The sequence below is a fragment of the Sphingomonas sp. CFBP 13706 genome (genome assembly GCF_014842355.1).
GTDB lineage: Bacteria > Pseudomonadota > Alphaproteobacteria > Sphingomonadales > Sphingomonadaceae > Sphingomonas > Sphingomonas aerolata.
The window spans coordinates 45,667-68,361 of the sequence record NZ_JACYVM010000009.1 but is presented as its reverse complement, the minus strand read 5'-3'; the positions used below and the strand labels follow the sequence as shown (position 1 = coordinate 68,361).

General features: G+C 66.8%; 25 protein-coding genes. 14 read left to right on the top strand and 11 right to left on the bottom strand.

The genetic code is table 11. The features are described from left to right. Positions 1 to 15: 15 nt before the first annotated feature. The 11 genes from IFS44_RS15615 (at position 16) to IFS44_RS15565 (ending at position 9,076) form a co-directional block, all read left to right on the top strand. The gene (locus tag IFS44_RS15615; RefSeq protein ID WP_192099141.1) at positions 16 to 1,800 is read left to right on the top strand and encodes a flagellar hook-length control protein FliK; all 1,785 of its coding nucleotides are present in this window, start codon (positions 16 to 18) and stop codon (positions 1,798 to 1,800) included. Positions 1,801 to 1,817: 17 nt separating this feature from the next. Then, positions 1,818 to 2,444 carry a flagellar basal body-associated FliL family protein gene (locus IFS44_RS15610; protein WP_192099140.1) on the top strand — a complete coding sequence of 209 codons (627 nt, stop codon included), beginning with the start codon at positions 1,818 to 1,820 and terminating at the stop codon, positions 2,442 to 2,444. Between the two features lie 3 nt (positions 2,445 to 2,447). Next, positions 2,448 to 3,398 (top strand): flagellar motor switch protein FliM, encoded by a 951-nt coding sequence (locus IFS44_RS15605; RefSeq protein WP_031441299.1) that lies wholly within the window; start codon positions 2,448 to 2,450, stop codon positions 3,396 to 3,398. Beyond that, complete coding sequence (gene fliN, locus IFS44_RS15600) at positions 3,395 to 3,697, top strand: flagellar motor switch protein FliN (RefSeq protein ID WP_031394024.1); 303 nt, start codon at positions 3,395 to 3,397, stop codon at positions 3,695 to 3,697. Before IFS44_RS15605 ends, fliN begins: the two co-directional genes overlap by 4 nt. Positions 3,698 to 3,701: 4 nt before the next feature. Beyond that, positions 3,702 to 3,956 (top strand): flagellar biosynthetic protein FliO, encoded by a 255-nt coding sequence (locus IFS44_RS15595; protein ID WP_192099139.1) that lies wholly within the window; start codon positions 3,702 to 3,704, stop codon positions 3,954 to 3,956. Continuing rightward, a complete protein-coding gene (gene fliP, locus IFS44_RS15590; RefSeq protein WP_037528688.1) occupies positions 3,953 to 4,828 on the top strand; it encodes a flagellar type III secretion system pore protein FliP in 876 nt (291 codons plus the stop codon). The genes IFS44_RS15595 and fliP overlap by 4 nt, the downstream gene beginning before the upstream one ends. A 103-nt stretch (positions 4,829 to 4,931) precedes the next feature. After that, the gene (fliQ, locus tag IFS44_RS15585; protein WP_031395965.1) at positions 4,932 to 5,201 is read left to right on the top strand and encodes a flagellar biosynthesis protein FliQ; all 270 of its coding nucleotides are present in this window, start codon (positions 4,932 to 4,934) and stop codon (positions 5,199 to 5,201) included. Positions 5,202 to 5,205: 4 nt separating this feature from the next. Then, a complete protein-coding gene (fliR, locus tag IFS44_RS15580) occupies positions 5,206 to 5,979 on the top strand; it encodes a flagellar biosynthetic protein FliR (protein WP_192099138.1) in 774 nt (257 codons plus the stop codon). After that, positions 5,979 to 7,118, top strand: coding sequence for a flagellar type III secretion system protein FlhB (gene flhB, locus IFS44_RS15575; RefSeq protein ID WP_192099137.1), 1,140 nt, complete (start codon positions 5,979 to 5,981; stop codon positions 7,116 to 7,118). Before fliR ends, flhB begins: the two co-directional genes overlap by 1 nt. A gap of 51 nt (positions 7,119 to 7,169) precedes the next feature. Continuing rightward, the gene (gene fliD, locus IFS44_RS15570; protein WP_192099136.1) at positions 7,170 to 8,684 is read left to right on the top strand and encodes a flagellar filament capping protein FliD; all 1,515 of its coding nucleotides are present in this window, start codon (positions 7,170 to 7,172) and stop codon (positions 8,682 to 8,684) included. After that, positions 8,684 to 9,076, top strand: coding sequence for a flagellar export chaperone FliS (locus IFS44_RS15565; protein WP_037528697.1), 393 nt, complete (start codon positions 8,684 to 8,686; stop codon positions 9,074 to 9,076). The genes fliD and IFS44_RS15565 overlap by 1 nt, the downstream gene beginning before the upstream one ends. A gap of 4 nt (positions 9,077 to 9,080) precedes the next feature. Here IFS44_RS15565 and IFS44_RS15560 read toward each other — a convergent pair whose 3' ends face one another. The 5 genes from IFS44_RS15560 to argH are packed head-to-tail and all read right to left on the bottom strand — an operon-like array spanning position 9,081 to position 13,688. Further along, positions 9,081 to 10,034 carry a zinc transporter ZntB gene (locus IFS44_RS15560; protein ID WP_107931217.1) on the bottom strand — a complete coding sequence of 318 codons (954 nt, stop codon included), beginning with the start codon at positions 10,032 to 10,034 and terminating at the stop codon, positions 9,081 to 9,083. Continuing rightward, positions 10,031 to 10,801, bottom strand: a complete 771-nt coding sequence (locus IFS44_RS15555; RefSeq protein ID WP_192099135.1) for an NAD(P)-dependent oxidoreductase — start codon at positions 10,799 to 10,801, stop codon at positions 10,031 to 10,033. The genes IFS44_RS15560 and IFS44_RS15555 overlap by 4 nt, the downstream gene beginning before the upstream one ends. After that, positions 10,798 to 12,060 carry a diaminopimelate decarboxylase gene (gene lysA / locus IFS44_RS15550; protein ID WP_192099134.1) on the bottom strand — a complete coding sequence of 421 codons (1,263 nt, stop codon included), beginning with the start codon at positions 12,058 to 12,060 and terminating at the stop codon, positions 10,798 to 10,800. The genes IFS44_RS15555 and lysA overlap by 4 nt, the downstream gene beginning before the upstream one ends. 12 nt (positions 12,061 to 12,072) lie before the next feature. After that, positions 12,073 to 12,324 (bottom strand): hypothetical protein, encoded by a 252-nt coding sequence (locus IFS44_RS15545; protein WP_031394336.1) that lies wholly within the window; start codon positions 12,322 to 12,324, stop codon positions 12,073 to 12,075. Beyond that, positions 12,321 to 13,688 (bottom strand): argininosuccinate lyase, encoded by a 1,368-nt coding sequence (argH, locus tag IFS44_RS15540; protein ID WP_192099185.1) that lies wholly within the window; start codon positions 13,686 to 13,688, stop codon positions 12,321 to 12,323. Before argH ends, IFS44_RS15545 begins: the two co-directional genes overlap by 4 nt. Before the next feature lie 139 nt (positions 13,689 to 13,827). On the opposite strand from argH, the gene IFS44_RS15535 reads away from it, so the two are divergent. Continuing rightward, complete coding sequence (locus IFS44_RS15535) at positions 13,828 to 14,340, top strand: TlpA family protein disulfide reductase (RefSeq protein ID WP_342366447.1); 513 nt, start codon at positions 13,828 to 13,830, stop codon at positions 14,338 to 14,340. Between the two features lie 189 nt (positions 14,341 to 14,529). On the opposite strand, the gene IFS44_RS15530 is transcribed toward IFS44_RS15535, so the two are convergent. Continuing rightward, a complete protein-coding gene (locus IFS44_RS15530) occupies positions 14,530 to 15,351 on the bottom strand; it encodes a helix-turn-helix transcriptional regulator (protein ID WP_192099132.1) in 822 nt (273 codons plus the stop codon). Between the two features lie 95 nt (positions 15,352 to 15,446). Between IFS44_RS15530 and IFS44_RS15525 the strand changes: the two genes are divergently transcribed. Continuing rightward, the gene (locus tag IFS44_RS15525) at positions 15,447 to 16,337 is read left to right on the top strand and encodes an SDR family oxidoreductase (protein WP_192099131.1); all 891 of its coding nucleotides are present in this window, start codon (positions 15,447 to 15,449) and stop codon (positions 16,335 to 16,337) included. Positions 16,338 to 16,360: 23 nt separating this feature from the next. Here the strand turns inward: IFS44_RS15525 and hisN are convergent, their stop codons facing one another. The 4 genes from hisN to IFS44_RS15505 form a co-directional block, all read right to left on the bottom strand. After that, complete coding sequence (hisN, locus tag IFS44_RS15520; protein ID WP_192099130.1) at positions 16,361 to 17,137, bottom strand: histidinol-phosphatase; 777 nt, start codon at positions 17,135 to 17,137, stop codon at positions 16,361 to 16,363. After that, positions 17,134 to 18,276 carry an MFS transporter gene (locus IFS44_RS15515; RefSeq protein ID WP_192099129.1) on the bottom strand — a complete coding sequence of 381 codons (1,143 nt, stop codon included), beginning with the start codon at positions 18,274 to 18,276 and terminating at the stop codon, positions 17,134 to 17,136. Before IFS44_RS15515 ends, hisN begins: the two co-directional genes overlap by 4 nt. A 17-nt stretch (positions 18,277 to 18,293) precedes the next feature. Next, on the bottom strand, positions 18,294 to 19,076 hold the full coding sequence (locus tag IFS44_RS15510; RefSeq protein WP_192099128.1) for a DeoR/GlpR family DNA-binding transcription regulator: 783 nt from the start codon (positions 19,074 to 19,076) through the stop codon (positions 18,294 to 18,296). A 207-nt stretch (positions 19,077 to 19,283) separates the two neighbouring features. Further along, a complete protein-coding gene (locus tag IFS44_RS15505; RefSeq protein WP_192099127.1) occupies positions 19,284 to 19,718 on the bottom strand; it encodes a VOC family protein in 435 nt (144 codons plus the stop codon). Between the two features lie 244 nt (positions 19,719 to 19,962). Between IFS44_RS15505 and IFS44_RS15500 the strand changes: the two genes are divergently transcribed. Further along, positions 19,963 to 20,433 carry a GFA family protein gene (locus tag IFS44_RS15500; protein WP_192099184.1) on the top strand — a complete coding sequence of 157 codons (471 nt, stop codon included), beginning with the start codon at positions 19,963 to 19,965 and terminating at the stop codon, positions 20,431 to 20,433. Positions 20,434 to 22,327: 1,894 nt separating this feature from the next. Here the strand turns inward: IFS44_RS15500 and IFS44_RS15495 are convergent. Next, a complete protein-coding gene (locus IFS44_RS15495) occupies positions 22,328 to 22,648 on the bottom strand; it encodes a hypothetical protein (protein ID WP_192099126.1) in 321 nt (106 codons plus the stop codon). Between the last annotated feature and the right edge of the window lie 47 nt (positions 22,649 to 22,695).

Below are 22,695 nucleotides of genomic sequence, written 5' to 3'. Positions count from 1 at the left end.
TATTCGAGAGATTGCATGATCCTGCCCGCGCTTGCCTCCCCTCCTGGCCTCGCCCTTACGGCCGCGCCACGCGTGGCGGGCGGTGAGTCCGCGGGTGATTTCGGCGGCACGCTGGCTGCGCTGCTCGACACCGGGCTGGTGGCCGACGTCGCACCGGCCGATTTCACCGACCGGCAACCGGCCGTCAGCGGCGGCAAGCCCTTGCCGGATGCCGCCGCCGAGGCCGAAACACTGCCGTTCTGGTCGCCGGGTGTCGCCTTTGTTCAAGTGCCGGTCGCGGCGCCCCCGCCGCTAGTCGCGGCAACAGTGGAAATTACCGCCGAAGTACCGGCGTCCGTAGCGGCGGCCGCGCTCGCGCCGGCCGCATTGGGCACGTCCGCGCTCACGCCGGTGAAATCGCCGCTTGCGTCGTCGCTGGTCGGCGGAGGCGGCGACGTGCCGATCGAAGGCCCGGACCCGGCACCGGTCGAAAACCGGCTTCCGCCGCCGTCGGAGCGCGTCATCCGGATCGGCCTGCGCGGTACCGAACGCCCGACCACGGCGAAACGTCCGCGCGATTTCGACGCCACCGACGACACACCGACAGAACACGCGACGATCCCGGGGGCAGCCCCGACCGCCGTGCCCGTCGTGGCCGATGCCCCCCAAGTCCTGCCGCCCGCCGCACCGCAGGCAACGCTGCCAGAAGCTGGTATCGGCACGGCAACGTTGGCGGGAGACGCGTTCGCCAAGTCGAACATGCCAGGCGCGCGACAGGCTTCCCCTCTCGCGACGATGCCAGAGCCGCTACCCGCCGCTGCGTTTGCGCGCGACGCCGGAAGGAAGCCTCCTGCTCTTCAGTCCGGGATCGCCACGCCAGCGACGGCGGATACGCCCGCCGTCGATGAGACGCCAAGCAGCAATTCCCCGCCGCCGCCTTCCGGCGCACGCCCGACATTTGCCGCGGCTTCCGATTTCCAGGTCGCCGCCGCGATCCTGTCGGGCACCCGCCTGGTCGCGCTTCCCGACACCCCCAGCCTGCCAGCAGGGGAAGCCTTGCCGCCGCCCGCCGCTTTCAATGGCACGGTCATGCCCTCGCCAGCGCCGGGTACGCCGGCTCAGGCTCCGGCACTGCCGCCCGCAGTTGCCGCGGACTCCGCCAGCGCCGACACGCCGCCACCGCAATGGTCGTCACGCGACGGCGCACCACCCGTGACCCTCGTCGTGCAGCTGCCGCCCGCCGCCGCCACACAGCCGCAACCCGGCACCGTTGCCTCCGCCGCGCAGGTCTTCGGCGCCGCGATCCAGGCGGCGGCGCAGCGCCGTGACGAGCCCCGCCTACGGGACGACACGACGCTGCTCGCCCCGCTCACCGCCGCCGGCACCGTTCACGCGCTCGCCCCGACCACGGACGCACAAGCGCCGCTCGACATGCGGCAGGAGCGCTGGCCGAGCGCGATGATCGAGCGGATCGATATCCTGCGCGATGCGGCCAACGCGACCGACACGCGGATCCGCTTGATCCCCGATGCGCTCGGCACGATCGACGTTTCGGTCCGCAAGGACGGCGACACGCTGCATGTGCATTTCGCCGCCGAACAGGCCGCCACGCGCAGCCTGTTGCAGGAAGCGCAGCCGCGGCTGGCCGAACTCGCCGATGCCCGCGGGATGAAGCTGACGCAGAGCAACGTCGATACCGGCGCCGGCCAGCAGCAGCAGCAGCGCACTGCGACGCCGCACCAGCCTTCGGCGCCTGCGCGGCCCCGCGCCGGAACCGCGACCGCCGCCGATACCGATCCCACCGACACCCGACTCGCCTGACCCGAAGGACTGCCTAGATGAGCGACAAGACCGAAGCCCCCGTGCCCAAGAAGAAGGGGAAGATGGGCAAGATGATCATCGGCGGCGTCGCGCTGCTCGTCCTCGTGGGCGGCGGCGTGGGGGCCGGTGTCTATGCCTCGAGCGCGGGGCTGATCGACGGCGGCCATGCCGCGGCCGATGACGGCAAGCCCAAGCTCATTCCGAAAAGCGAGCAGAAGTCCGCCGGGGCCGAAGGGGACGGCGAAGGCGGCGGGCATGGCGGCGGCGAGGATGCCGCACCCGAGAATCACGGCATGGCGCCGCCTGCGGGCGAGGGCGACGACCGCTATGCGTCGACCTATTACGCGCTGGAGAAGGAATTTACCGCCAACCTTCAGGACAGTGCGCATTTCATCCAGGTCGGCGTCGCCGTCTCGACGCCCTATGACAACAGCGTCATCGACCATCTCAAGACCAACGAGATCGCGGTCCGCTCCGCGATCCTGATGGCGCTCGGCGAGGCGACCGAAGACGAGGTCTTCACCGCGCAGGGCAAGCGCAAATTGCAGGGTGAACTGGCCAAGGCGATCAACGCGACGCTCAAGCAGAAGGAAGGTTTCGGGGGGATCGGTAACGTTTACTTTACCAGTTTCGTCGTTCAGTGAGGCATGGTTAACGCCCCCCCAGACACGACGATGCGCGAGCGGCGCGAGCGCGATCGTCCCCAGGCGGCCCATTCGGGCATGCTGGGGTCGGCCAAGCTCAATCCCTTCGGCGACCTGCACACGCTGCAGCATCTGTCCGCCCGGTTCGCGCGGACGCTGCGCGGCGTGTTCGAGCCGATGCTGCGCCAGGAAGTGCGCAGCTGGGCCGAGCCACTCGTCGTCCAGCGTTTTGCCGACTACCGGGCGGAGCGCGGCGACGGGCTGATCGCCTGGCTGCCGATGGTGATGACGCCGGGCGCCGCGCAGGCGCTGTGCGTGATGGACGGGCGGTTCATCCTCGAGCTGCTCGACCTGTTCTTCGGCGGGACGGGCGCGGTGCCACCGGTGCTGCCGGCCGAATTCTCGCCCGCGGGCGAGGCGATGATCGCGCGGATCGGCCAGCTGATCGCGACCCCGCTCAAGACCGCGTGGGAGCCGATGGCGCGGTTCGAGTTCCAGCCGACCCGTGTCGAGGTGAACCCGGCGATGATAGCCGAGCTCGACGGCGAGGATGCGATGATCGTCACCCGCTTCGGACTGGCGACGGGGGCGGGCAAGCCGGTCTTTCTCGACCTCGTCTACCCGGTCACGGCGCTCAAGCCGCACGCGCCGTCGCTCACCACTAAGGTGCTCGGCAAGACCGCCGAGCCCGATCCGGCCTGGCGCAACGAGCTGACGCGTGCGGCGATGAACATCCGCTTCCCGATCCGCTCGGTGCTCGCCGAACCCGTCGTGTCGCTCCAGATGCTGATGGACCTGAAACCCGGCGACGTGATCCCGATCACGATCTCGGGCGACGTCCCCGTGATGGTCGGCAACGACCGACTCGGCTGCGGCACGGTCGGCACGTCCAACGGCTTCGCTGCCATCCAGCTCACCTCCATTACCCGTATCGACGAAGGATTCGCAGCATGACCGACATGGCCGGTACTTTTCCGGTCGACGCCGCCGTGGCCGCCAATTTCCGGCTGCTGCAGGACGTCGACGTCAAGCTGACCGTCGAGATCGGCTCGACCAGCCTGACGCTGCGCGAACTGCTCGCGCTGAGCGAGAGCAGCGTGATCGAGCTCGATCGCCAGGCCAACGAGCTGCTCGACGTGTTCGTCAACGGCACGCTGATCGGCCGCGGCGAGGTCGTCACCGTCGGCGAACGCTTCGGGGTGCGGATGACCGAGCTGGTCAGCCCCGACAAGTCGCTCGCGGCGCGCGGCTGATCCGATGCTCTGGTCCTATATCCTGAAACTCGTCGTCCTCCTGCCGCTCGTCTGCGGGCTGATGGTCGGCTGTCTGCTGCTGTGGCGCAAGTTCGAGAGCCGGATGCCCGGCAAGCCCACGTCGCGGCTGATCGGCGTCAAGGAAACGATGATGATCTCGCCGGGCCTGCGCCTCGCGGTGATCGATTTTGAGGGCCGGCGGCTGCTCGTCTCGGTCGGTCGCGGCGGCGTGCACCTGATCGACAAGGTCGACGCATGAGCCTGATCGTTACGCGCAAGGGGTCGGGCCCGGCGCTGATTACCGCTGTAGAGGCCAGGACGCAGTCGCGTGGCGCTGCGTGGCTGTGGGTCGGCCTCGCGCTGCTGGTCGCCCTGTTCCTCGCCATGCCCGCCTTCGCGCAGGCCGTCCCCGCCCCCGCCAGCCCGGCGGTCGGCGACGCGGTCGACCGCGCGCTCGGCCAGCTCGGCGGCCAGGCGGCGGGCAATAGCGGGCAGAGCGGCTCGCTGTCGCTGTCGCTGCAGGTCCTCATCATCATGGGGCTGCTCACGGTTCTGCCGGGCATCCTGCTGATGATGACCAGCTTCACGCGGATCATCATCGTGCTGGCGATCCTGCGCCAGGCGCTCGGTTTGCAGCAGACGCCGCCCAACCAGGTGCTGCTCGGCCTGTCGCTGTTCCTCAGCTTCTTCATCATGGCGCCGACGATCACCCAGATCAACACAACCGCGATCCAGCCCTATGCCGCCGGCCAGCTCGCGGGGACGCAGATGATCACGACCGCGGGCGTCCCGCTCCACGCGTTCATGGTCAAGCAGACGCGGATCAAGGACGTCACGATGTTCGCCGAGATGGCGAAGTCGGGCCCCTATGCGTCGCCGCGCGACATCCCCTTCTCCGTGCTCCTCCCGGCGTTCGTCACCTCGGAACTCAAGACCGCATTCCAGATCGGCTTCCTGATCTTCCTGCCGTTCATCGTCATCGATCTCGTCGTCGCGACCGTGCTGATGTCGCTCGGCATGGCGATGCTGTCGCCGACGATCATCTCGATGCCGTTCAAGCTGCTGCTGTTCGTGCTCGTCGACGGCTGGGCGCTGACGATGGGCAGCCTCGCCAACTCGTTCGCGACCTGACCCGGTGGATGCACCCACACTCCCGTTCGTGCTGAGCGCAGTCGAAGCACATGAGTCCCAGGCCCTTCGACTTCGCTCAGGGCGAACGGAAGCATTATAAGCCATGGACGCGCAATATTTCCTGACCATCGCCAACCAGACGATGTGGGTGCTCGCGCTCGCCAGCGCGCCGATCCTGATCCCCGCGCTGCTGGCGGGGCTGATCCTCGGCATGATCCAGGCGGCGACGTCGATCAACGAACAGACGCTGTCGTTCGTACCCAAATTGCTCGTCGTCGCGGTGTCGATCATGATCTTCGGCAGCCTGATCCTCGGGCTGCTGAGCGACTTCACCGTCAGCATCTTCGAACGCATTCCCGATCTGGTGAAATAGGCAGATGTTGGGCTTCGGCCTCTCGATCGAGCCGCAGCTCTGGGCGCTGATCTTCGTGATGGTGCGGATCGGCGCAACGTTCATCGCCGCGCCGGTGTTCGGCAATGTGTCGGTGCCCGTCACGGTCCGCGTCACGCTGTCGGGCGCGATCGGTTTCCTCGTGCTCGCCGCGCACCCGGTCCAGCCGCCCGCGCAGATCTTCGCGACGGCGACCGTACTCGCGGTCGCCGCCGAGGCGCTGGTCGGGCTCGCGCTCGGTTTCGTGCTGCAGATCGCGTTCGCCGCGCCGGTGATTGCCGCCGAGATCATCGGCGGATCGATGGGCCTCGGTTTCGCCTCGTCGGTCGATCCGCAAAACGGCCGGTCGAGCCCCGCGCTCGGCCAGTTCTTCTCGATCATGCTGACCTTGCTGTTCCTGTCGATGGACGGCCACCTCGTGCTCGTCGAGATGCTCGTCAAAAGCTATGACGTGCTGCCGCCCGGCGCCGCATGGCTCGGCGTCGACCGGTTGCGGGGAATCGCGTTCTTCGGCGGCTATGCGTTTCTCGCCGGGCTGCTGCTCGCGCTGCCGGTCGGCTTCCTGCTGCTGTGCCTCAACATCGTCGTCGGCATGATCAGCCGCGCCGCACCCGCGCTCAACCTGTTCTCGGTCGGCCTGCCTGCGAGCCTCGCGGTCGGCGTCGTCGCGCTCGCGGTCGGCTTCCCAGCGATGGGCGACTATATGGTCGTGATCATCCGCGAAGGCCTCGAAGCCACGCAGAGCCTGGTGCTCGGCTGATGGCGGACGAATTCGGCGAAAAGACAGAAGCCCCGACCGACAAGCGCAAGAAGGATGCGGTCGAGAAGGGCGACATCCTCCGCTCGCGCGACTTCGCGACCGCGCTCAGCATGCTCGCGGGCGTCGCCTGGCTGATCTATGCCGGCCCCTCGCTGATCGCCGCGTGCAAGGCGGTGATGGCGTCGAGCTTCCAGTTCGGCCGCGCCGATGTCGAGGATTTCTCGCCTTGGCGCCCGCTCCAGGAGGCGGGGTGGAAGCTTGCACCCTCGCTCGTCACCCTGTTCGTGGTCAGCCTGGTCGCCGCGGTGCTCAGCCAGGCGGGGCTTGGCGCGCTCGGCTTCAACGGCAAGCTGCTCGCGCCCAAGTTCACGCGCATCAACCCCGCCTCGGGGCTCAAGCGGATCTTCGGCCCGACCGGCTGGATCGAGCTCGGCAAGTCGCTGCTGAAGGTCGCGCTGCTCGGCACGATCGGCGGCTGGATGCTGTGGCAGGCATCGCATACGACGATGGGGCTCGCCTCGTCCGCCGATCTCAACCAGGCGCTGACGACGCTCGGCGGGACCTTCTCGTCGATCCTGATCGCGATGGCGTTCGGGCTCGTCGCGATCGCCGGGATCGACGTGCCAATCCAGATCATCCGCCGCCTCGGCAAGATGCGCATGTCGAAACAGGAGGTGAAGGACGAGCACAAGGACAATGAGGGCAATGCCGAGGCCAAGGGCCAGCAGCGTGCCAAGATGCGCGCGATGGCCAGCGGCAACATGCGCAAGGCGGTCGGCGAGGCGCACGTCATCCTGACCAACCCAACGCATTTCGCGGTCGCGCTCCGCTATGATCGCGGCAAGGACCAGGTGCCCGTCGTCGTCGCCAAGGGCCGCGGCGCGACCGCGCTGGCGATCCGCGAACTCGCCGCGGAGACCCGCGTACCCGTGCTCGAATACCCACTGCTCGCGCGTGCCGTCTATTACACGAGCAAGGAAAACCAGGAGGTTCGCGACGACCTGTACATGGCGATCGCGACCGTCCTCGCCTTCGTGTTCGGGCTGAACGCGGCCGCAGGCGGCACGCCGATGCCACAGCCCGCGATCACCGTGCCGGTCGATGCGCGGTTCGACGAAAACGGCGTGAAACTTCCCTAAAGATCCGGCGGCCGCGGTCGTTATTCCATTCGAGCGCGCAAGGATTCCGGCATGGCAATTTCGACGACGAGCAGCACCGCGACGCCGACCCCGGCGGCTACGCCGACGCCGACCGCGGCGAGCGTGACGAAGAACGCGGCGCAGTCGCTGCTGACCTCGCTCAATGCCGGCTCGGGGATCGACACCGCAAGCCTGGTGCCCTCGCTGGTCGAGGCGCAGTTCGCGGCCAAGACCGCGCAGCTGACCGCCAAGTCGAAGACGATCACCACGCAGATCTCGGGGCTCGCATCGCTCAAGAGCGCGATCTCGGGCTTCTCGACCGCCTATGCCGCGCTGGTGAAGGGCGGCACGCTGACCAGCCAGCCGACCAGCTCCAACACCGCGGCGCTCGGCGTCAGCGCGCTGGCGGGCGCGAAGGTCTCGGGGCTGTCGTCGACCATCTCTGTGAACCAGCTCGCCGCCGCGCAGACCATCCGCACCACCGCCGCGGTCGCCGATCGCACCGCGGTGATCGGCTCGGGCAGCTTCACGCTCAACTTCGGCACCGCCACCTATGACGCGGCGGGGACGACGATGACCGGCTTCACCGCGGGCGGCGGCACCGCGGTGACGATCGACGTCACCGACGCCAGCCTCGACGGGATCGCTGCGGCGATCAACGCGAAGGGCGCAGGCATCACCGCCTCGGTCGTGACCGATTCGAACGGCAGCGCCTATCTGTCGATGAAGGGCGCGACAGGCGCGTCGCAGGCGTTCACGATGACGGCGACGACGGACACGAGCGGCAAGCTGGCCGCCTATAACGTCGGTCCCGGCGCGACGAACACCAGCGTCACGGCGGCTGCACAGAATGCCAAGCTGACCGTCGACGGGATCGCGGTCGAGCGCGCGAGCAACACGATCAACAACCTGGTGACGGGCGTCAAACTGCAGCTCAACGCCGTGTCAACCGGCCCGGTCACGCTGGGTAGCACGACGCCGACCAGCGCGCTGTCGCAGGCGGTATCCGACGTCGTCGAGACCTATAACCAGGTCATGGCAACGCTGACCGAGCAGACCGACCCGGTGACCGGCGTGCTGCGCGCGGACCCGGCGGCAAAGACGCTGTTGTCGTCGCTCAAGGCGCTGACGCTGGCGCCGCTGTCGGGCGACACCGGTGCCGGCAGCCCCACGACGCTCGCGCAGATCGGCGTCGCGACCAATCGTGACGGCACGTTGCGCGTCGATGCCGCCGCGCTGTCGAACGCGATGTTGACCAATTCGACCGCGATCGAGACGATGCTGAATGGCTCGGCGGACGGCAAGGCCGGGCTTGGCGCGGTGCTGAACGCGATCACGACCAGCGCGACCAATACGACGATCGGGCTCGGCGCCTCGCAGACGCGCTATACCGCCGCGCAATCCGCGATCGCCGATGCCGAGGCCAAGATCGCGGATCAGTCCGCGGCGATGACCACCCGCCTGACGCAGCAATTCTCGAGCATGAATTCGCGCGTGTCGTCGTACAAGTCGATCCAGAGCTTCCTTACCAACCAGATCGCCGCCTGGAACAAGAGCGACTCGTGATGTACGCAACCACCCTCACGCGCGACCCGTTTGCCACCTATCGCCAGATCGACGCGGTCGGCCGCACCACGACCGATGGCCCGGGCCTCGTCCAGCTGCTCTACAAGGAACTCGTCGCGGCGCTGCGTGCCGCCGCCTGGGCCTCCGACAACCGCCAATATGCGACCAAGAGCGACCGCGTGACCCGCGCGACCGCGATCCTGTTCGCGCTCGAGGCGGGGCTCGACTTCGACCGCGGCGGCGCGGTGTCGGAAACGCTCGCGCGGCTCTATGCAGGCGCACGCCGGACAATCGTCGACGCCTCGGTCGGCCAGGACGGCTCGGTCTTCCGCACCACCGCGGACACGCTCGACGAGATCGCGCAGGCCTGGCGCACCGCCAGCGCGGCCTGAGCCGCTACCGTTCGAACCAGTGCCGCTGGACGAAGTAGATCACGATACCCAGCGCAATCACCAGGCAGCCGCCCGCGATCGCATCGAACGCCCAGGGCTCCTCGGCAAAGGGCAGCCCCTTCACGTTCATCCCGTACAGCCCGGTCAGGAACGTCAGCGGCAGGAACACCATCGCCGCGACCGAGATGATCAGCGAGCGATTGTCGATCTGTTCCGCGCGCAGGTCGGTCAGCGCCTCGTGCGTCAGCGCGGATCGCTCGCGGATCGATTCGAGCTCCTCGGCCATCCGCGCCGCGCGGTCCGCCGCCGCCGCCAGGTGCAGCCGGTCGTCGTCGCGCAGCCAGTCGCCCGGCAGCGCGGCCAGTTTCTCGAGCGCGGCACGCTGCGGATTGAGAAACCGGCGATAGCTGATCGCCGCCACGCGGACCTCACTGACGGTGCGGCGCAACGCGAAGACATGCTTGGCGTCGAGCCGCTCCTCGCAATCGTCGAGCTCGTCGCCGAGCGCCGCCACCTCGGGGTCAAGATCGGTGGTGATCGCGGTCGCGAACGCGGTGATCAGATCGCCGGGATCGCGCACCCGCCCCGCCTCGACCTCTTTTTCAACCAGCGGGATCGCGACCAACGGCTTGCGCGTCAGCGAATAGACGCGTCCCTTGACCACCCAGATGCGCAGCGACGCGAGCAGGTCGGACGAATCCATCTCCTCGTTCGTCCGCCCGCGCAGATTGAGGAACGCCCCCTCGCCGACCGCCTCGCAGCGCGGCCGCGTCTCGGTCGCGGTCAGTGCGTCGATCACATAGGATTCGAGCCCGGCCTCGTTGCGAAGCCAAGCCTGCGCCTCGTCCTCGGTGGTCGACAGATGCACCCAGACCAGATCGCCGCTCGCGGCCGGCGCCGCCTCGACCGCGAGCCGCGACGCGACTCCGTCAGCGACCTTGAACCCGAACCCGCTCACGCGCGCATCGCCACATCGACGACCAGCCCCGATCCCGGCGCATCGGGCGGCGCGTCGCACAGGATCCGTGCCGCATCCGCGCGCGCGCGATCGAGGATCGCCGGCGGCACGTCGCTGCGGTGATAGACCCGGTCCGCGCTGGCGAGCGCCCGCGCCTGCCGCAATGTCAGATCGTCGGGGTCACGCGATGCGAGCGTCATCCGCACGATCGCCCCGTCCTGTACCGATCCCCCGTCGAGCCAGCCGGCCACGTCGCGCGACGATCCGAGCGGATCGAGCACGCCCCCCGGCGCGAGCGCATCGGCCAGCGCACGCCGTCTCGCGCCGCCTTCGGGGAAGCGCGTACGCATCGCGCCCCGCGCGCGCTGCAGGGCGTTTGCCAGCCCGCCCAGGTCCGCCGGCACCAGCGCCTCGAGCCGCTGCCGCAGTGCCGCCGCCAGCCCGGCCGACGCGCCGCCGGTCCCGATCGCGATCAGCACAGGCTCGCGGTCGACGATAGCGGGCAGCGTGAAGTCGCAATGCTCGGACCGGTCGACCGCGTTGACGAGCACGCCGCGCGCCTTGAGCCGCGCGACCGCCGCGAGCGCCTCCGCCTCGTCGTCGATCGCGACGATCGCCAGCGCGGCCATGGCGGCCTCATCGGTGACGACGTGAGCGCCGGCGCGGTCGAGCAGCCGGCGTTTCGCGTCCGCCGCCTCGCCCTCGCCCAGCAGGATGACCGGGCGGCCCGCCAGCCGCACGAACAGCGGCAGGCTGTGCAGGCTCACCGCTTGAGCCATTCGGGCACGCGCTCGGCCGCCAGAATCGTCTCGGGCTCGATCCGGTCGGCGACCACCGCGAACCGGTCGCCATCGACCAGCACCTCGGGCACCAGGGCGCGGCTGTTATAGGTCGACGCCATCGTCGCGCCGTACGCGCCTGCGGTGCGGAACACGCCCAGATCGCCCGACTTCACGACGTCGATGTCGCGCCCCATCGCGAAGGTGTCGCCGGTCTCGCAGACCGGCCCGGCGATGTTCGCGGTCATCCGCTCGCCGCCCGGCTCCACCGCGACGAAGTCGTGATAGGCGTCGTACATCGCGACACGCGCGAGGTCGTTCATCGCCGCATCGACGATCACATAGGGGTTGGTCACGCCGGGCTTCACCCAGATGACCTTGGTCAGCAGAACGCCGGCGTTCCCTGCGATCACGCGCCCCGGCTCGAACATCAGCTCGACGTCCCAGCCCGCGGTCGCACGCGCGACCATCGCGCCATAGTCGGCCGGGCTCGGCAGCACGTCGTCGGGCTTGTACGGTACACCGAGACCGCCGCCCAGATCGACCCGGCTGATGACGTGCCCCGCCGCGCGTAGTTCGGCGACGAGTTCGCCGATCCGCGCATAGGCCGCCTCGAGCGGGGCGAGATCGGCGAGCTGGCTGCCGATATGGATCGCCACCCCGCGCAGATCGAGCCCCTCATGCTTCGACAACCGATCGAACATCGCGGGTGCTTGGTCGATCGGCACGCCGAACTTGTTCTCCTTGCGCCCGGTCGAGATCTTGGCGTGCGTGCCCGCATCGACATCGGGGTTCACGCGGAGCACCGCCGGTGCACGAATGCCGCGATCGCGGGCGAGTGCGGCGAGCACCTCGCCCTCCTCCTCGAGCTCGAGGTTGAACTGGCCGATCCCGGCATCAAGCGCGCGGGCGAGCTCGTCGCGGGTCTTGCCGACGCCCGAAAACACGATGTCCGACGCGGGGATGCCCGCCGCCAGCGCGCGCGCCATCTCGCCCGCCGACACCACGTCCGCGCCGTAACCCTCGTCAGCCAGCACGCGCAGCACCGCGACGTTCGGATTGGCCTTGATCGCATAGGCCAGATGCACGCGCCCCGCGCCTTTCAGCGCGTCGCGGAACACCTGCGCGTGACGGCGGAACGTCGCGGTCGAATAGACATAGACGGGCGTCCCGACCGCATCGGCGATCACGGGAAGCGCGACGTCCTCGACATGAAGGACGCCGTCGCGATAGTGGAAATGGTCCATGCTGGCCTGTGATCAGTTGGAAGGCGGCAGGTTGAATTCGTCGCTCCGCCGCTCGCGCGAGCTGGTGAGCAATTCATCACTGCGTTCGGGGCGTTGCTGCGGCGTCGGTGTCAGCAGCGCGGTCGGCGTCGGTGTCGTCTTCGCCCCGTAAGGCGCGACCGGCAGCGATTTGCCGGGCGCGGGTTCGAGCCCGTCGGCCGCCCCGCAGGCGGTCAGCGACAGACCCGACAGGGTCAGCCCGGCGAGAAGGATCAGGCGTGTCATTCGCTCGTCTCCCGTGCGGCGCGGATCGCGGCGCGTACATTGTCGGGCGCGGTGCCGCCGAAGCTGGTACGGCTGGCCACCGACGCGTCGACCGACAATACGCCGTACACCCGGTCGTCGATCCGCGCATCGATCGCCTGCAGATCCCCGATCGACAAAGCGTCGAGCGCGATGCCCAGATCCTCCGCGCGTTTCACCGCACGCCCGGTCACGTGGTGCGCCTCGCGGAACGGCAGCCCCGCCTCGCGCACCAGCCAGTCGGCCAGATCGGTCGCGGTCGCAAAGCCCGCCTCGGCCACCGCGCGCATCCGTTCGGTCCGGAACGTCGCGCTCTCGACCATCCCGGTCATCGCCGCGATCGACAGCGCGAGCAGGTCATGCGCCTCGAACACCGGCGGCTTGTCGTCCTGCATGTCCTTCGAATAGGCGAGCGGCAGCCCCTTCATCGTCACCATCAGCGCGGTCATGCAGCCCATGATCCGCCCCGAATGCCCGCGCACGAGCTCGGCGGCATCGGGATTGCGCTTCTGCGGCATGATCGAGCTGCCCGTCGACCATTGGTCGCTGAGCGCGACGAAGCCGAACGGCTGCGACGCCCAGAGCACGAACTCCTCCGCCAGTCGCGACAGATGCAACGCGCACTGGGTGGCCGCGACGAGGTAATCGAGCGCGAAGTCGCGGTCGCTGACCCCGTCGAGCGAGTTGGTCATCGGCCCGTCGAAGCCGAGCGCATGCGCGGTCATCTCGCGGTCGATCGGAAAGCCCGTCCCCGCCAGCGCGGCCGAGCCGAGCGGCGAGCGGTTCATCCGCACGCGCGCATCGGCAAAGCGGCTGACGTCGCGCGCGATCATCGCGTGATACGCCATCAGGTGATGGCCGAGCGTCACCGGCTGCGCGGATTGCAGATGCGTGAACCCCGGCATCACGCTCGCCGCATGCTCCTCGGCCCGCACGAGCAGCGCCGCCTGGAACCCGCCAAGCGCCGCGAGCACCTGATCGATCGCATCGCGCACCCAAAGCCGGAAATCGGTCGCGACCTGGTCGTTGCGCGACCGCGCGGTGTGCAGCCGCCCCGCGACCGGACCGATCGCCTCGGCCAGCCGCGCCTCGGTCTGCATATGGATATCTTCGAGGACGAGGTCCTCGGTGACGCCATTGGCAGCATAGTGCTCGGCGACCCGGTCGAGACCGGCGGCGATCGTCGCGGCGTCCTCGGCCGAGACGATGCCCTGCGCACCGAGCATCGCGACATGCGCCTTGGAGCCGGCGATGTCCTGCTTCCACAGTCGCTTGTCGAAGGGGATCGAGGCGTTTATCTCCCGCATGACCGCGGCCGGACCCTCGGCGAAGCGTCCACCCCACATCGCATTGGAGCCGTCCATGTCCTCCCCTTCTCTGCTCTCAAGGGCGTCGATCGTCTGTCTCCTGGGTAGCGCAATGCTGATTGCGGGCTGCGATAGGAAATCGCCGGCTCCGGAGCAAGCAAACGCGGCAGGCGCCGCGATGGGCAATGGCGCCGCATCGGACGAAGTCGCGGCCTCGCCCGACGAAGCGACCGGCACCCCCACCGCCCCGGTCGACAAGATCGACCGCAGCCACAAGGGCGAGACGGGGCCGACGACCAGCTTCACCGCCCCCGATGGAAAGTCCGTCACGCTCGCCAGCTTCAAGGGCAAGCCGCTGCTGCTCAACCTGTGGGCGACCTGGTGCGCGCCCTGCGTAGCCGAGATGCCGACACTCGACGCGGTCGCGGGCGCAATGAAGGACAAGGTCCAGGTCGTCGCGGTCAGCCAGGACCTTCAGGGCGCCGAGAAGGTCACGCCGTTCTTCGCGCAAAAGGCGTTCACGACGCTGAAACCCTATCTCGACGCCAAGGCCTCGCTTAGCATCGCGTATCAGGCGAACCTGCCGACCACGATCCTCTACGATTCGGACGGGCGCGAAGTCTGGCGAATGCTCGGCGGCTATGAATGGAACACCCCCGCCGCCGCAAAGCTGATCGCGGAGGCCCGCTGAACGCCCCGCACGACGACGCGCCGCTCCGCCGCGAAAGCAGGACGGGCGCGTCGTCGGCATGCAGGGCAAGCGTACCCCGTATCACGCGTGTACCTTGTTCTGCATCTCGTCCGTGCGCCTCATCTCGCCATCGAGATCTTGCTGAACATCCGACGCCAGACGCGAAAACTCCTGCTGCCTGCCTGCTGACTAGCCCGCAAGCACCACGCGGATGCGATCGGCCATATCGGGATCGACCGGGTTGTAGACGATCATCCCCAAGTCGGGGCGACCGTCGACCGCAAAGCCCGAATATTCCAACTCCATCGCGCCCAGACCGGGGTGGTGCAGCCGCTTGGTGCCCTCGCCGTGGAAGCGCACGTCATTGTCCGCCCATAGCGCCGCGAATTCGGGACTGGTCGCGCACAGCTCGGTGACGAGCTGGCCGACCTCGGACACGGCACCCGCGCGGACCGCGTCGGCCCGGAATGCGCCGACCACGAAGCGGGCGGTGCTTTCCCAATCCTCCTGCGCGCGCCGCACCCGGTCATTGCCGAACACCAGCCGCAGGATGTTGCGCTCCCTGGGTGGCAGCGCGCCGTAATCGGTGAGCACGAGCGCGGCTGCGCGGTTCCACGCCACGACGTCCCAGGTCGCGGTCTTGATGATCGCGGGGCTGGCGGGCATCCCGTCGAGCAGGCGCTGGAGCCGCGGCGTCACGCTGTCCGCGGCGCGGTAGCGCACCTCCGGCGGACGACCGAGCGCGAGCATGAACAGATGCTCGCGCTCGGCCTCGGTCAGCATCAGGCCGCCCGCAATGCGGTTCAGAACATCGGGGGATGGCGCGCCGCCACGTCCCTGTTCGAGCCAGGTGTACCAGGTCGGACTGATGTTGGCGCGTTGCGCGACCTCCTCGCGGCGCAGTCCCGGCGTGCGCCGCCGCTGGATCGGAAAGCCGAACGCGCCGGGGTCGAGCCGGGTGCGGCGATCGCGGAGATACACGCCGAGGGGGTTATCGGGGGTCGTCGTCATCACCAGCCTGTTAGCGATTATACTAGGAAGAGGTCACTGCTGTTCCCGGATAACGAATGCGCCGATCAGGCATCGATCTGCAATGGAGAACATCGATGCGCGTATTTCTGACCGGTGCGACCGGCTTCATCGGCTCGCACATCATTCCCGAATTGCTGGCGGCTGGCCACCAGGTGGTCGGCCTGACCCGTTCGGATGCCGGTGCCGCGGCCCTGGTCGCGGCGGGCGCCGAGCCGTACCGGGGCGACATCGACGATCTCGAGAGCCTGACGCGGGGTGCCGCGTCGTGCGATGGCGTGATCCATACGGCGTTCGATCATGACTTCACGAACTTCGTCGTCAATTGCCAGAGGGACGCCCGCGCGATCGCGGCGCTGGGCAGCGGACTGGCGGGAACCAGCAAGCCGCTCGTCATCACGTCCGGCACCGCCATGGGATCGGCAGCGCCCGGTGACCCGGCGTCGGAAGACGTTTTCGCAGCGCACAGCCCCAATCCTCGGGTCGCGTCCGAACTGGCAGGGCAGGCCCTCCTCGAGCGCGGCATCCACGTCATCGCGCTGCGCAACTCGCAGATCCACGACACGCGCAAACAGGGCCTTATCAGCGAGGTGATTGCGCTTGCCTGGGAGAAGGGCGTGTCGGCCTATGTCGGCGAGGGTGCCAACAGCTGGTCGGCCGCGCACGTCTCCGACACGGCCCGGCTATACCGGCTGGCACTGGAGCGGAACGCGATCGGCGCGCGCTACCACGGCACCGACGAGACAGCTATTCCCTTCCGCGCGATCGCCGAGACGATCGGCGAAACCTTCGGCCTGCCCGTGACGTCGGTAAGCGCAGACGAAGCCGGCGCGCATTTCGGCTGGCTCGCTGCCTTCGTGTCGAAGGACATGTCGGCGTCGAGCGCGCTGACCCGCGAGCGGCTGGGCTGGAACCCCGACGGGCCGACGCTGCACGCCGACATCCGCGCGATGACGGGCAGGACGTGACACCACGGGCGGCGAGGAAGCGGTCATCCCAGGATCCGCAACGCTTCGGCATGGAGTGCCGGAGTCGCGGCGACCAGCACCGCGCCGCCTTCCTCCGCCCGCCCTCCGTCGAGCCGCGTGACGACACCGCCCGCGCGCTCGATGATCGGGATCAGCGCGACGATGTCATAGGGCTGGAGCGAGGGCCCGATCGCCAGGTCGATCCGGCCTGCCGCGATCATCGCCATCGCATAGCATTCGCCGCCATAGCGGATCATCCGCACAGCCGCCTTCAACCGTGCGAAACCGGGCGCGAGGTCGTCGCCGAAATGCTCGGGCGAGGTGGTGTGCACGATCGCGCGATCGAGGCTGCCGACGTCACGCGTCGCCAGCGGTCGGCGCACACCGTCCCGCTCGGTCCACGCGCCGTCGCGATCCGCCCAGAAGCGTTCGCGGGTGAAGGGCTGGCTCATCATCCCCAGCTCGGCCCGGCCGTCGACCGTCAGCCCGATCAACGTCCCCCAGACGGGCAGGCCGCAGATGAACGGGCGAGTCCCGTCGACCGGATCGAGCACCCATCGAACACGCCCGCTGCCCGTCAGCCCGAATTCCTCGCCGAGGATGGCATGGTCGGGGAAATGTGCACCGATCTCGGCGCGGATCGCGACTTCCGCCTCCCGGTCCGCCTCGGTCACGGGGTCGAAGCTGTACCCCTCCTTCACCTTGGTATCGACCGCGATGTCGGTGCGGTAGCGGGGCATCGTCTCGGCATCGGCAAGGTCGGCAAGGCGATGCAGGAACGCGGTGTCGGGAAGGATCATGATCGACGTCCATTGGCGGTGGCGGCCTTCGCGCACAGCGGCACGAAACACAGAAGGGCCGTGAGCAGCCAGAAGGCGGCGGGCAGGCCGATGCCCTGCGCGACAAAGCCGATCACGGCGGGACCCGCGAGGATCCCGGCATAGCCGATCGTCGTGACCGCGGCGATTGCGAGGCCCGCCGGCATGACGGTCTGCTTGCCGGCCTGGCGGAACAGGATCGGCACGACGTTCGACGCACCGAGACCGATCAGCAGGAACCCCAGGAGCGCGACGGGTGCGACCGGCGCGAGCAGCATGACGCCGTAGCCGAGCAGCGAGAGCAGCCCGCCCCACAGCATCGTCCGCCGATCCCCGAGCCTCGCGACGATCGCATCCCCGGTCAGCCGCCCGGCAGTCATCGCCACCGCGAAGACGCTGTAGCCGAGCCCTGCTTGCGTAACCGGTAGCAGGCCCTTGCCGCTCAGCAGCAACGCCCCCCAGTCGAGCATCGCGCCTTCGGTCAGGAAGGTGATCGCCGCGAGCGCCGCGAGCAGCACCACGATCCCGCGCGGGATCACGACCAGCGGGGCCTCTTCGGTCCTGGGGGTCGGGATGAGCCGCGGCGCGGCCAGTGCCAGCGTCGCGATCATCAGGACCGACGCCGTGCCGACCCCGGCGACCGGACTGATCTTCAACGACAGGACGGCGGTCAACAGCGCCGATCCGACGAAGCCGCCGACGCTGAACAACCCGTGGAACCCGGACATCAGCGGCGTGCCGGCCTGCTTCTCCACTTCGACCGCGTGCACGTTCATGCCGACTTCGATTACGCCGAGGAACGCACCGAACAGCAGCAGCGCGAACGCCATGGTCGGCACCGTGGGCGCAAAGGCGAGGAAGGGCAGCAGGATCGCCTGCCCGATGCCGCCGACGAGGATCGCCGGTCGCGCGCCGAGCTTCGATGTCAGCGGCCCCGCAAGCTGCATCGCGCCCACCGAGCCGAGGCCGAGACACAGCAGCAGCAGCCCGAGCGATCCGTCGCCGATCGCCAGCCTCTGCTTGGCCAGCGGAACGAGCGGCGCCCAGCAGGCGAGCCCGAAGCCGGACACGAGAAAGGCCAGACGCGTCGCGAGGCGCGCCCCGGAATTTTGAATCGTCACTGGCGGATATCCTTGGATCAGCGCTGGCCGGGCGGGTCGGCACGCGCGATGGTGGCGCCGAGTTTCGTCAGATCGCGCACAAGGTCGGCATCGGCGTCGTGCTCGACGACGATCTGCGTAAGGGCATCGACGCCAAGGACCCGGTGCGGGGCGTGCTGGCCGAGCTTGTCGTTCGTCGCGAGGACGATCGTGCTGCGGCTACGCGCGGTCAGCGCACGCTTGAAACTGGCGTCGGCCGGGTCATAGGCACTGACGCCCCCGTGGGCGGATACCGCGCACGCGCCGAGGACGCACAGGTCGATGTTGAGCCGCGCGATCGCCTCGAGCGCCGTACCATCGACGGCGCCGCCGATCATCCGGTCGAACATGCCCCCCACCACCAGCAGATCGATGTCGTCGCGATGCTGGAGCGCCGCGGCGATCGTCACCGAACTCGTCGCGATGGTCAGATTGAGATAGGACGGCAGCGTCTCGACAAGGGCGAGATTGGAACTGCCGTTGTCGATGAAAACAAGGCTGCTCGGTTCGATGACCCGAACGGCGGCGTCAGCCAGCGCCCGCTTCCTGTGCACATCCTCGCCGACACGCTCGGCCATCGGCCTCGCCCCTTCGACGACGGGCAAGGCGCCGCCATAGACGCGGCGGCACAGGCCCTCCGCGGCAAGACCACGCAGATCCCGCCGGATCGCATCCTCGGAAACGCCGAACTCCTTGGCAAGCGCACCAGCATGAACCGGTTCGCCCAGGGATAGACGGGCAAGGATCGTATCGCGACGGCTGGACGGGATGTCATTTGGCATCCACTGTTCCTAGCCCTCACACCGTGCACAAACAAGATGGCTATTGATCAATCATGCATGATCGGGCATCGTGTTCACATCGGTGAGACTGATTACTCCCCATGTTCCATCTTCGCGGATGGAAGATCGGGAAGCGTACAAGCCTGCCGGCTCTCGGGCGAAGCCGCTGTCCTGTCAGGGGCTTCCTATCGGGACGGGGTAAGCGCCTCAGGTCGACCCCCTCGACTCACGGTACACAGCCTCAATATTGTTGCCGTCGGGATCATACATGAAGGCTGCATAATAGCCCTCGGGATAGCCATCCGTTCGCAGACCGGGTGCGCCGTTATCCACCCCTCCGGCAGCCAGCCCATGGCGGTAAAAGTCTTCGACAGCTTCGCGGGATGTAGCGCGGAACGCCGTGTGTTGCTTCGCGCCGATTGGATGGAAAACGTCGAGCCAGAACGCGGGATATTCGGTACCGAACGCAACACCTGCCAGGTCGGCGTCGCCATCGTCCGCCAGCTCCATAGTCGCGTTGATCCGCATGACGACTTTAGCCCCGAGGGGGCGAAGTGCTGCTTCGTAGAACCGCGCAGATCGAACGATGTCAGTGACACCGATGCCGGTATGATCAAGGAGCCAATTGGAAGCGTCTGCCATCGGATCTCTCCACCAGATTGCTGCTCGTTGTCTTATCAGATCATGCCCGGCAAGATCGTCGCTCCGCAAGCTCGACTGGGTTCGTCGCGCTTCCCAAAGCGCCTTGATCTTCGGCAAAGACGCCGCATTCGGTGTGGCTAGCTACGCCTCCCCCTCAAATGCTGCCGTTCCGCTTGCCGCTCCGCTCTGAATATTCCGCGTCGTCCCCATTGCGAATGGTCGGCCGATATGAAATTCTCGATTGATGATGACCAGCACTGGAGGATGTCAGTGTGGCGCGGTGCGGTTCCGGATTGACGCCGATCTGGAAGACGCCTCCATCTGCCATTGTCGAATGTGCCAGAAGGCGACGGGCGGACTGTTCGGGCCTTATGTCGGAGCGCCCTTGTCTGCCGTGACCTGGACCCGCGGTCAGCCCGGTCATTTTCAGAGTTCGAACAAGGCTCGTCGTGGGTTTTGCCGGGATTGTGGCACGCCGCTCACCTTCGAATATGGTGAGGGAAGCATCAGTTTCACGCTTGGCGCCATGGACGAACCACGCCTGGTCCATCTGACCGAACAGCTCGCGTCGTCCGAGCGCGTCGCCGACTTTCAGGCATTGGCGAATCTGCCCGAACACCCGCTAGATGAGCCACGAGCGGCGGCGCATCTGGCAGGAATCGTGTCTCTCCAGCATCCTGACTATGATACCGTTGCGTGGCGACCGAAGACATAGACCGCAGTCCGCTTTCTTGCGGCTCCGATCCGTCGCTTGACGCAGCAGAGCATGCGCCTGCAATCTGCTGACACTTCCCGAGACGTAAGGACACGACGATGGTTCTCATGTTGGCGCTCCTGCTCGCAGCACCGCAAGGATGCATCGATACACGCCGCGAATGCCGCGCCTGCACGACGACCGATGGCAAGCAGCGTTGCTCGAGCCCGGGCATAGCGTGCCAGCCTCTGACCCGCCTGTGTCGCCCGAACACCGACAGAGCCGCTACGGAACGCCCAAAGACTGCAAAGCCAGACCACCGCTGAGTCCGCAGCGATGGTCCAAACCGACAATGGGGCATCAGCAAATATGCGGCAGAACTGCACCCGGCCGATCCCACAGGACGGCACGCCGTCGCATACCTCTGTCATGGAGGTTCGGTCTAGGCGTCGAGAAGGTGAAGCTGTGGGTTGGCATTATACCTGCGGCTCTCTCCCTCGGCATTCGTTACATGCAAGACAGCCGCAACGCACAAGCCTGCGGCGAGACAGCTGTTTTAAGGCAGAAGACTGCGGTGATATAATGATTACAGTGACTTAGGTGTCACGAGTTGCGATCGCCCGCTTGAGCTACGAGCATTTCGCGGCGGCTTAGATTCCAGGCTTGAATGCGCTACTGCTCCGGCGCGTCCCTGATAGCATCGACTTCAGACGCGACACGGCGCCAATCCTCATTCCAGGTCGCGCCACGAAGCATATGGGCCAAGCGACACGCGAACGGCTCTTCGTCGTCGTTCCCGGCGGCGTGCTCGTCGCTGCGCTGGCAATCGTTCGGAAGTCCGGCAGGCGATGTCCAAGCCCGACTCCTGCATGTCGCTATCAACCAATCTACAACGGCGGCAGATCATCGACGTTGAACTGAAAATTCTCGTAAAGCAACTTATTGATGAATCGCTTACGGTCCGGCCTTATATTTGCTAATTTCTTATCGTTAAGAAATGACCTTTCTTGCAAACCTCGCCGAACAGCTATCTCTCCAAGATATTGAAATTCGTCCTCCGATTCCAATCCGGCCGTCGGTACAAATTCAATGTCGTGGCGCAGTCCGCGGCCGTGATACCCTTCTAGGTCCAACATCGTATAAATATACTCGGGGGGGGGGGGGGGGGGGGGGGGCCTCCATATCGTCGATCACGCGTGCCGCCCTCTTGCCTATCTCGTACTTGCTTACGGTCTCGTTGATAAGGGCAGCAAGCGCTATGCCTAGATCCGAGGAATCGCCAAACACTACTTTCACTTATTTGCCTTTCGCAACGGAACGGCTTGAATATGATCGACCCGACTATCGCGAGATCAGTTGAATGCGGTCGGTATCCTGATGATGGTTGCAGGTCCAATCTGGAATGCCGGAATTCCAGCCTGTATTGCTTTCAGCTGGTCAGGCTGAAACAAGCTGCCCGTCACTTTCCCTGTATTTATCGCGTCCCGCAGATCCCTCGTGGCGACACGTAGGTCCCTGGTGGCAGCACGTAGATCCATGTGCCGGTTGCCACGACACATGGTAATCCGGGTCTCAAAGGCTGCGAACCCGATTCCGGTAACTTCGTTGCCCCAACGCTTTCCGCGCCATAGACCGCTTCCAATTCGGCTTGATCGGTTCGGTGGCCTGCCTGAAAACGCCCACTTCCGTCACGATTGCGCCGAGCGGTTGCGTCCAGCCCATGTGCTCCACGCCCCCGGGCCTTCACAAGCCGAGGAGAGCGCTCGAGAAGTTTTCTGCCGCCCCTGTGAGAAGGCTGTCCCTACTTCAACAATGACTGTAAATAACCAGTCGACCTTGGAGCAGACGAACGTGGCGCGAGAGGAACCTCCTTCATCGCTCCCGTGAAGATCTTGCGTGTACAGACGCTCGCTAATCAAGAATAGTTAAACTTTGTCTTGGCCTTGCCGCTTGCATCGAAAGAAAGTGTGAACGAAGTCCACTCTCCTCCCGTATGGCCCCTCATCAACCCCCGAAGCTTCAAGCAAAGCTCCAGGTTTTCAGTTGCAAATCCAGGTGCAGTATCCGGATATGTTTGCAACCCTCCAAGCACGATCGAAAACGTACTGCTGACTTTGCCGTAACGCTCTACAAATTCATATTCGCACGTAATAGATTCATAAGGGCCGTTAACCTGATCGAGCATGAGTTGGGCCAGTTTAGTTAGTATCTCAGCCTGCTTCTCAAATTCGTTCATTTCCCGGCCCCGCTTTCATTTAGGTGGTAAAGCCTCTTTCTTAGGAC

Bases quoted from the DNA above. Each gene is read 5' to 3' on its own strand.
- IFS44_RS15525 (WP_192099131.1), top strand. From the start codon at position 15,447: ATGCGCGTATTTCTGACCGGTGCGACCGGCTTCATCGGCTCGCACATC.
- IFS44_RS15610 (WP_192099140.1), top strand. From the start codon at position 1,818: ATGAGCGACAAGACCGAAGCCCCCGTGCCCAAGAAGAAGGGGAAGATG.
- fliD (WP_192099136.1), top strand. From the start codon at position 7,170: ATGGCAATTTCGACGACGAGCAGCACCGCGACGCCGACCCCGGCGGCT.
- IFS44_RS15510 (WP_192099128.1), bottom strand. From the start codon at position 19,076: ATGCCAAATGACATCCCGTCCAGCCGTCGCGATACGATCCTTGCCCGT.
- IFS44_RS15605 (WP_031441299.1), top strand. From the start codon at position 2,448: ATGGTTAACGCCCCCCCAGACACGACGATGCGCGAGCGGCGCGAGCGC.
- flhB (WP_192099137.1), top strand. From the start codon at position 5,979: ATGGCGGACGAATTCGGCGAAAAGACAGAAGCCCCGACCGACAAGCGC.
- fliP (WP_037528688.1), top strand. From the start codon at position 3,953: ATGAGCCTGATCGTTACGCGCAAGGGGTCGGGCCCGGCGCTGATTACC.
- IFS44_RS15495 (WP_192099126.1), bottom strand. From the start codon at position 22,648: ATGAACGAATTTGAGAAGCAGGCTGAGATACTAACTAAACTGGCCCAA.
- IFS44_RS15535 (WP_342366447.1), top strand. From the start codon at position 13,828: ATGGGCAATGGCGCCGCATCGGACGAAGTCGCGGCCTCGCCCGACGAA.
- fliQ (WP_031395965.1), top strand. From the start codon at position 4,932: ATGGACGCGCAATATTTCCTGACCATCGCCAACCAGACGATGTGGGTG.
- fliR (WP_192099138.1), top strand. From the start codon at position 5,206: ATGTTGGGCTTCGGCCTCTCGATCGAGCCGCAGCTCTGGGCGCTGATC.
- IFS44_RS15545 (WP_031394336.1), bottom strand. From the start codon at position 12,324: ATGACACGCCTGATCCTTCTCGCCGGGCTGACCCTGTCGGGTCTGTCG.
- IFS44_RS15530 (WP_192099132.1), bottom strand. From the start codon at position 15,351: ATGACGACGACCCCCGATAACCCCCTCGGCGTGTATCTCCGCGATCGC.
- IFS44_RS15615 (WP_192099141.1), top strand. From the start codon at position 16: ATGATCCTGCCCGCGCTTGCCTCCCCTCCTGGCCTCGCCCTTACGGCC.
- IFS44_RS15595 (WP_192099139.1), top strand. From the start codon at position 3,702: ATGCTCTGGTCCTATATCCTGAAACTCGTCGTCCTCCTGCCGCTCGTC.
- IFS44_RS15505 (WP_192099127.1), bottom strand. From the start codon at position 19,718: ATGGCAGACGCTTCCAATTGGCTCCTTGATCATACCGGCATCGGTGTC.
- lysA (WP_192099134.1), bottom strand. From the start codon at position 12,060: ATGGACCATTTCCACTATCGCGACGGCGTCCTTCATGTCGAGGACGTC.
- IFS44_RS15500 (WP_192099184.1), top strand. From the start codon at position 19,963: ATGATGACCAGCACTGGAGGATGTCAGTGTGGCGCGGTGCGGTTCCGG.
- argH (WP_192099185.1), bottom strand. From the start codon at position 13,688: ATGTGGGGTGGACGCTTCGCCGAGGGTCCGGCCGCGGTCATGCGGGAG.
- IFS44_RS15565 (WP_037528697.1), top strand. From the start codon at position 8,684: ATGTACGCAACCACCCTCACGCGCGACCCGTTTGCCACCTATCGCCAG.
- hisN (WP_192099130.1), bottom strand. From the start codon at position 17,137: ATGATCCTTCCCGACACCGCGTTCCTGCATCGCCTTGCCGACCTTGCC.
- fliN (WP_031394024.1), top strand. From the start codon at position 3,395: ATGACCGACATGGCCGGTACTTTTCCGGTCGACGCCGCCGTGGCCGCC.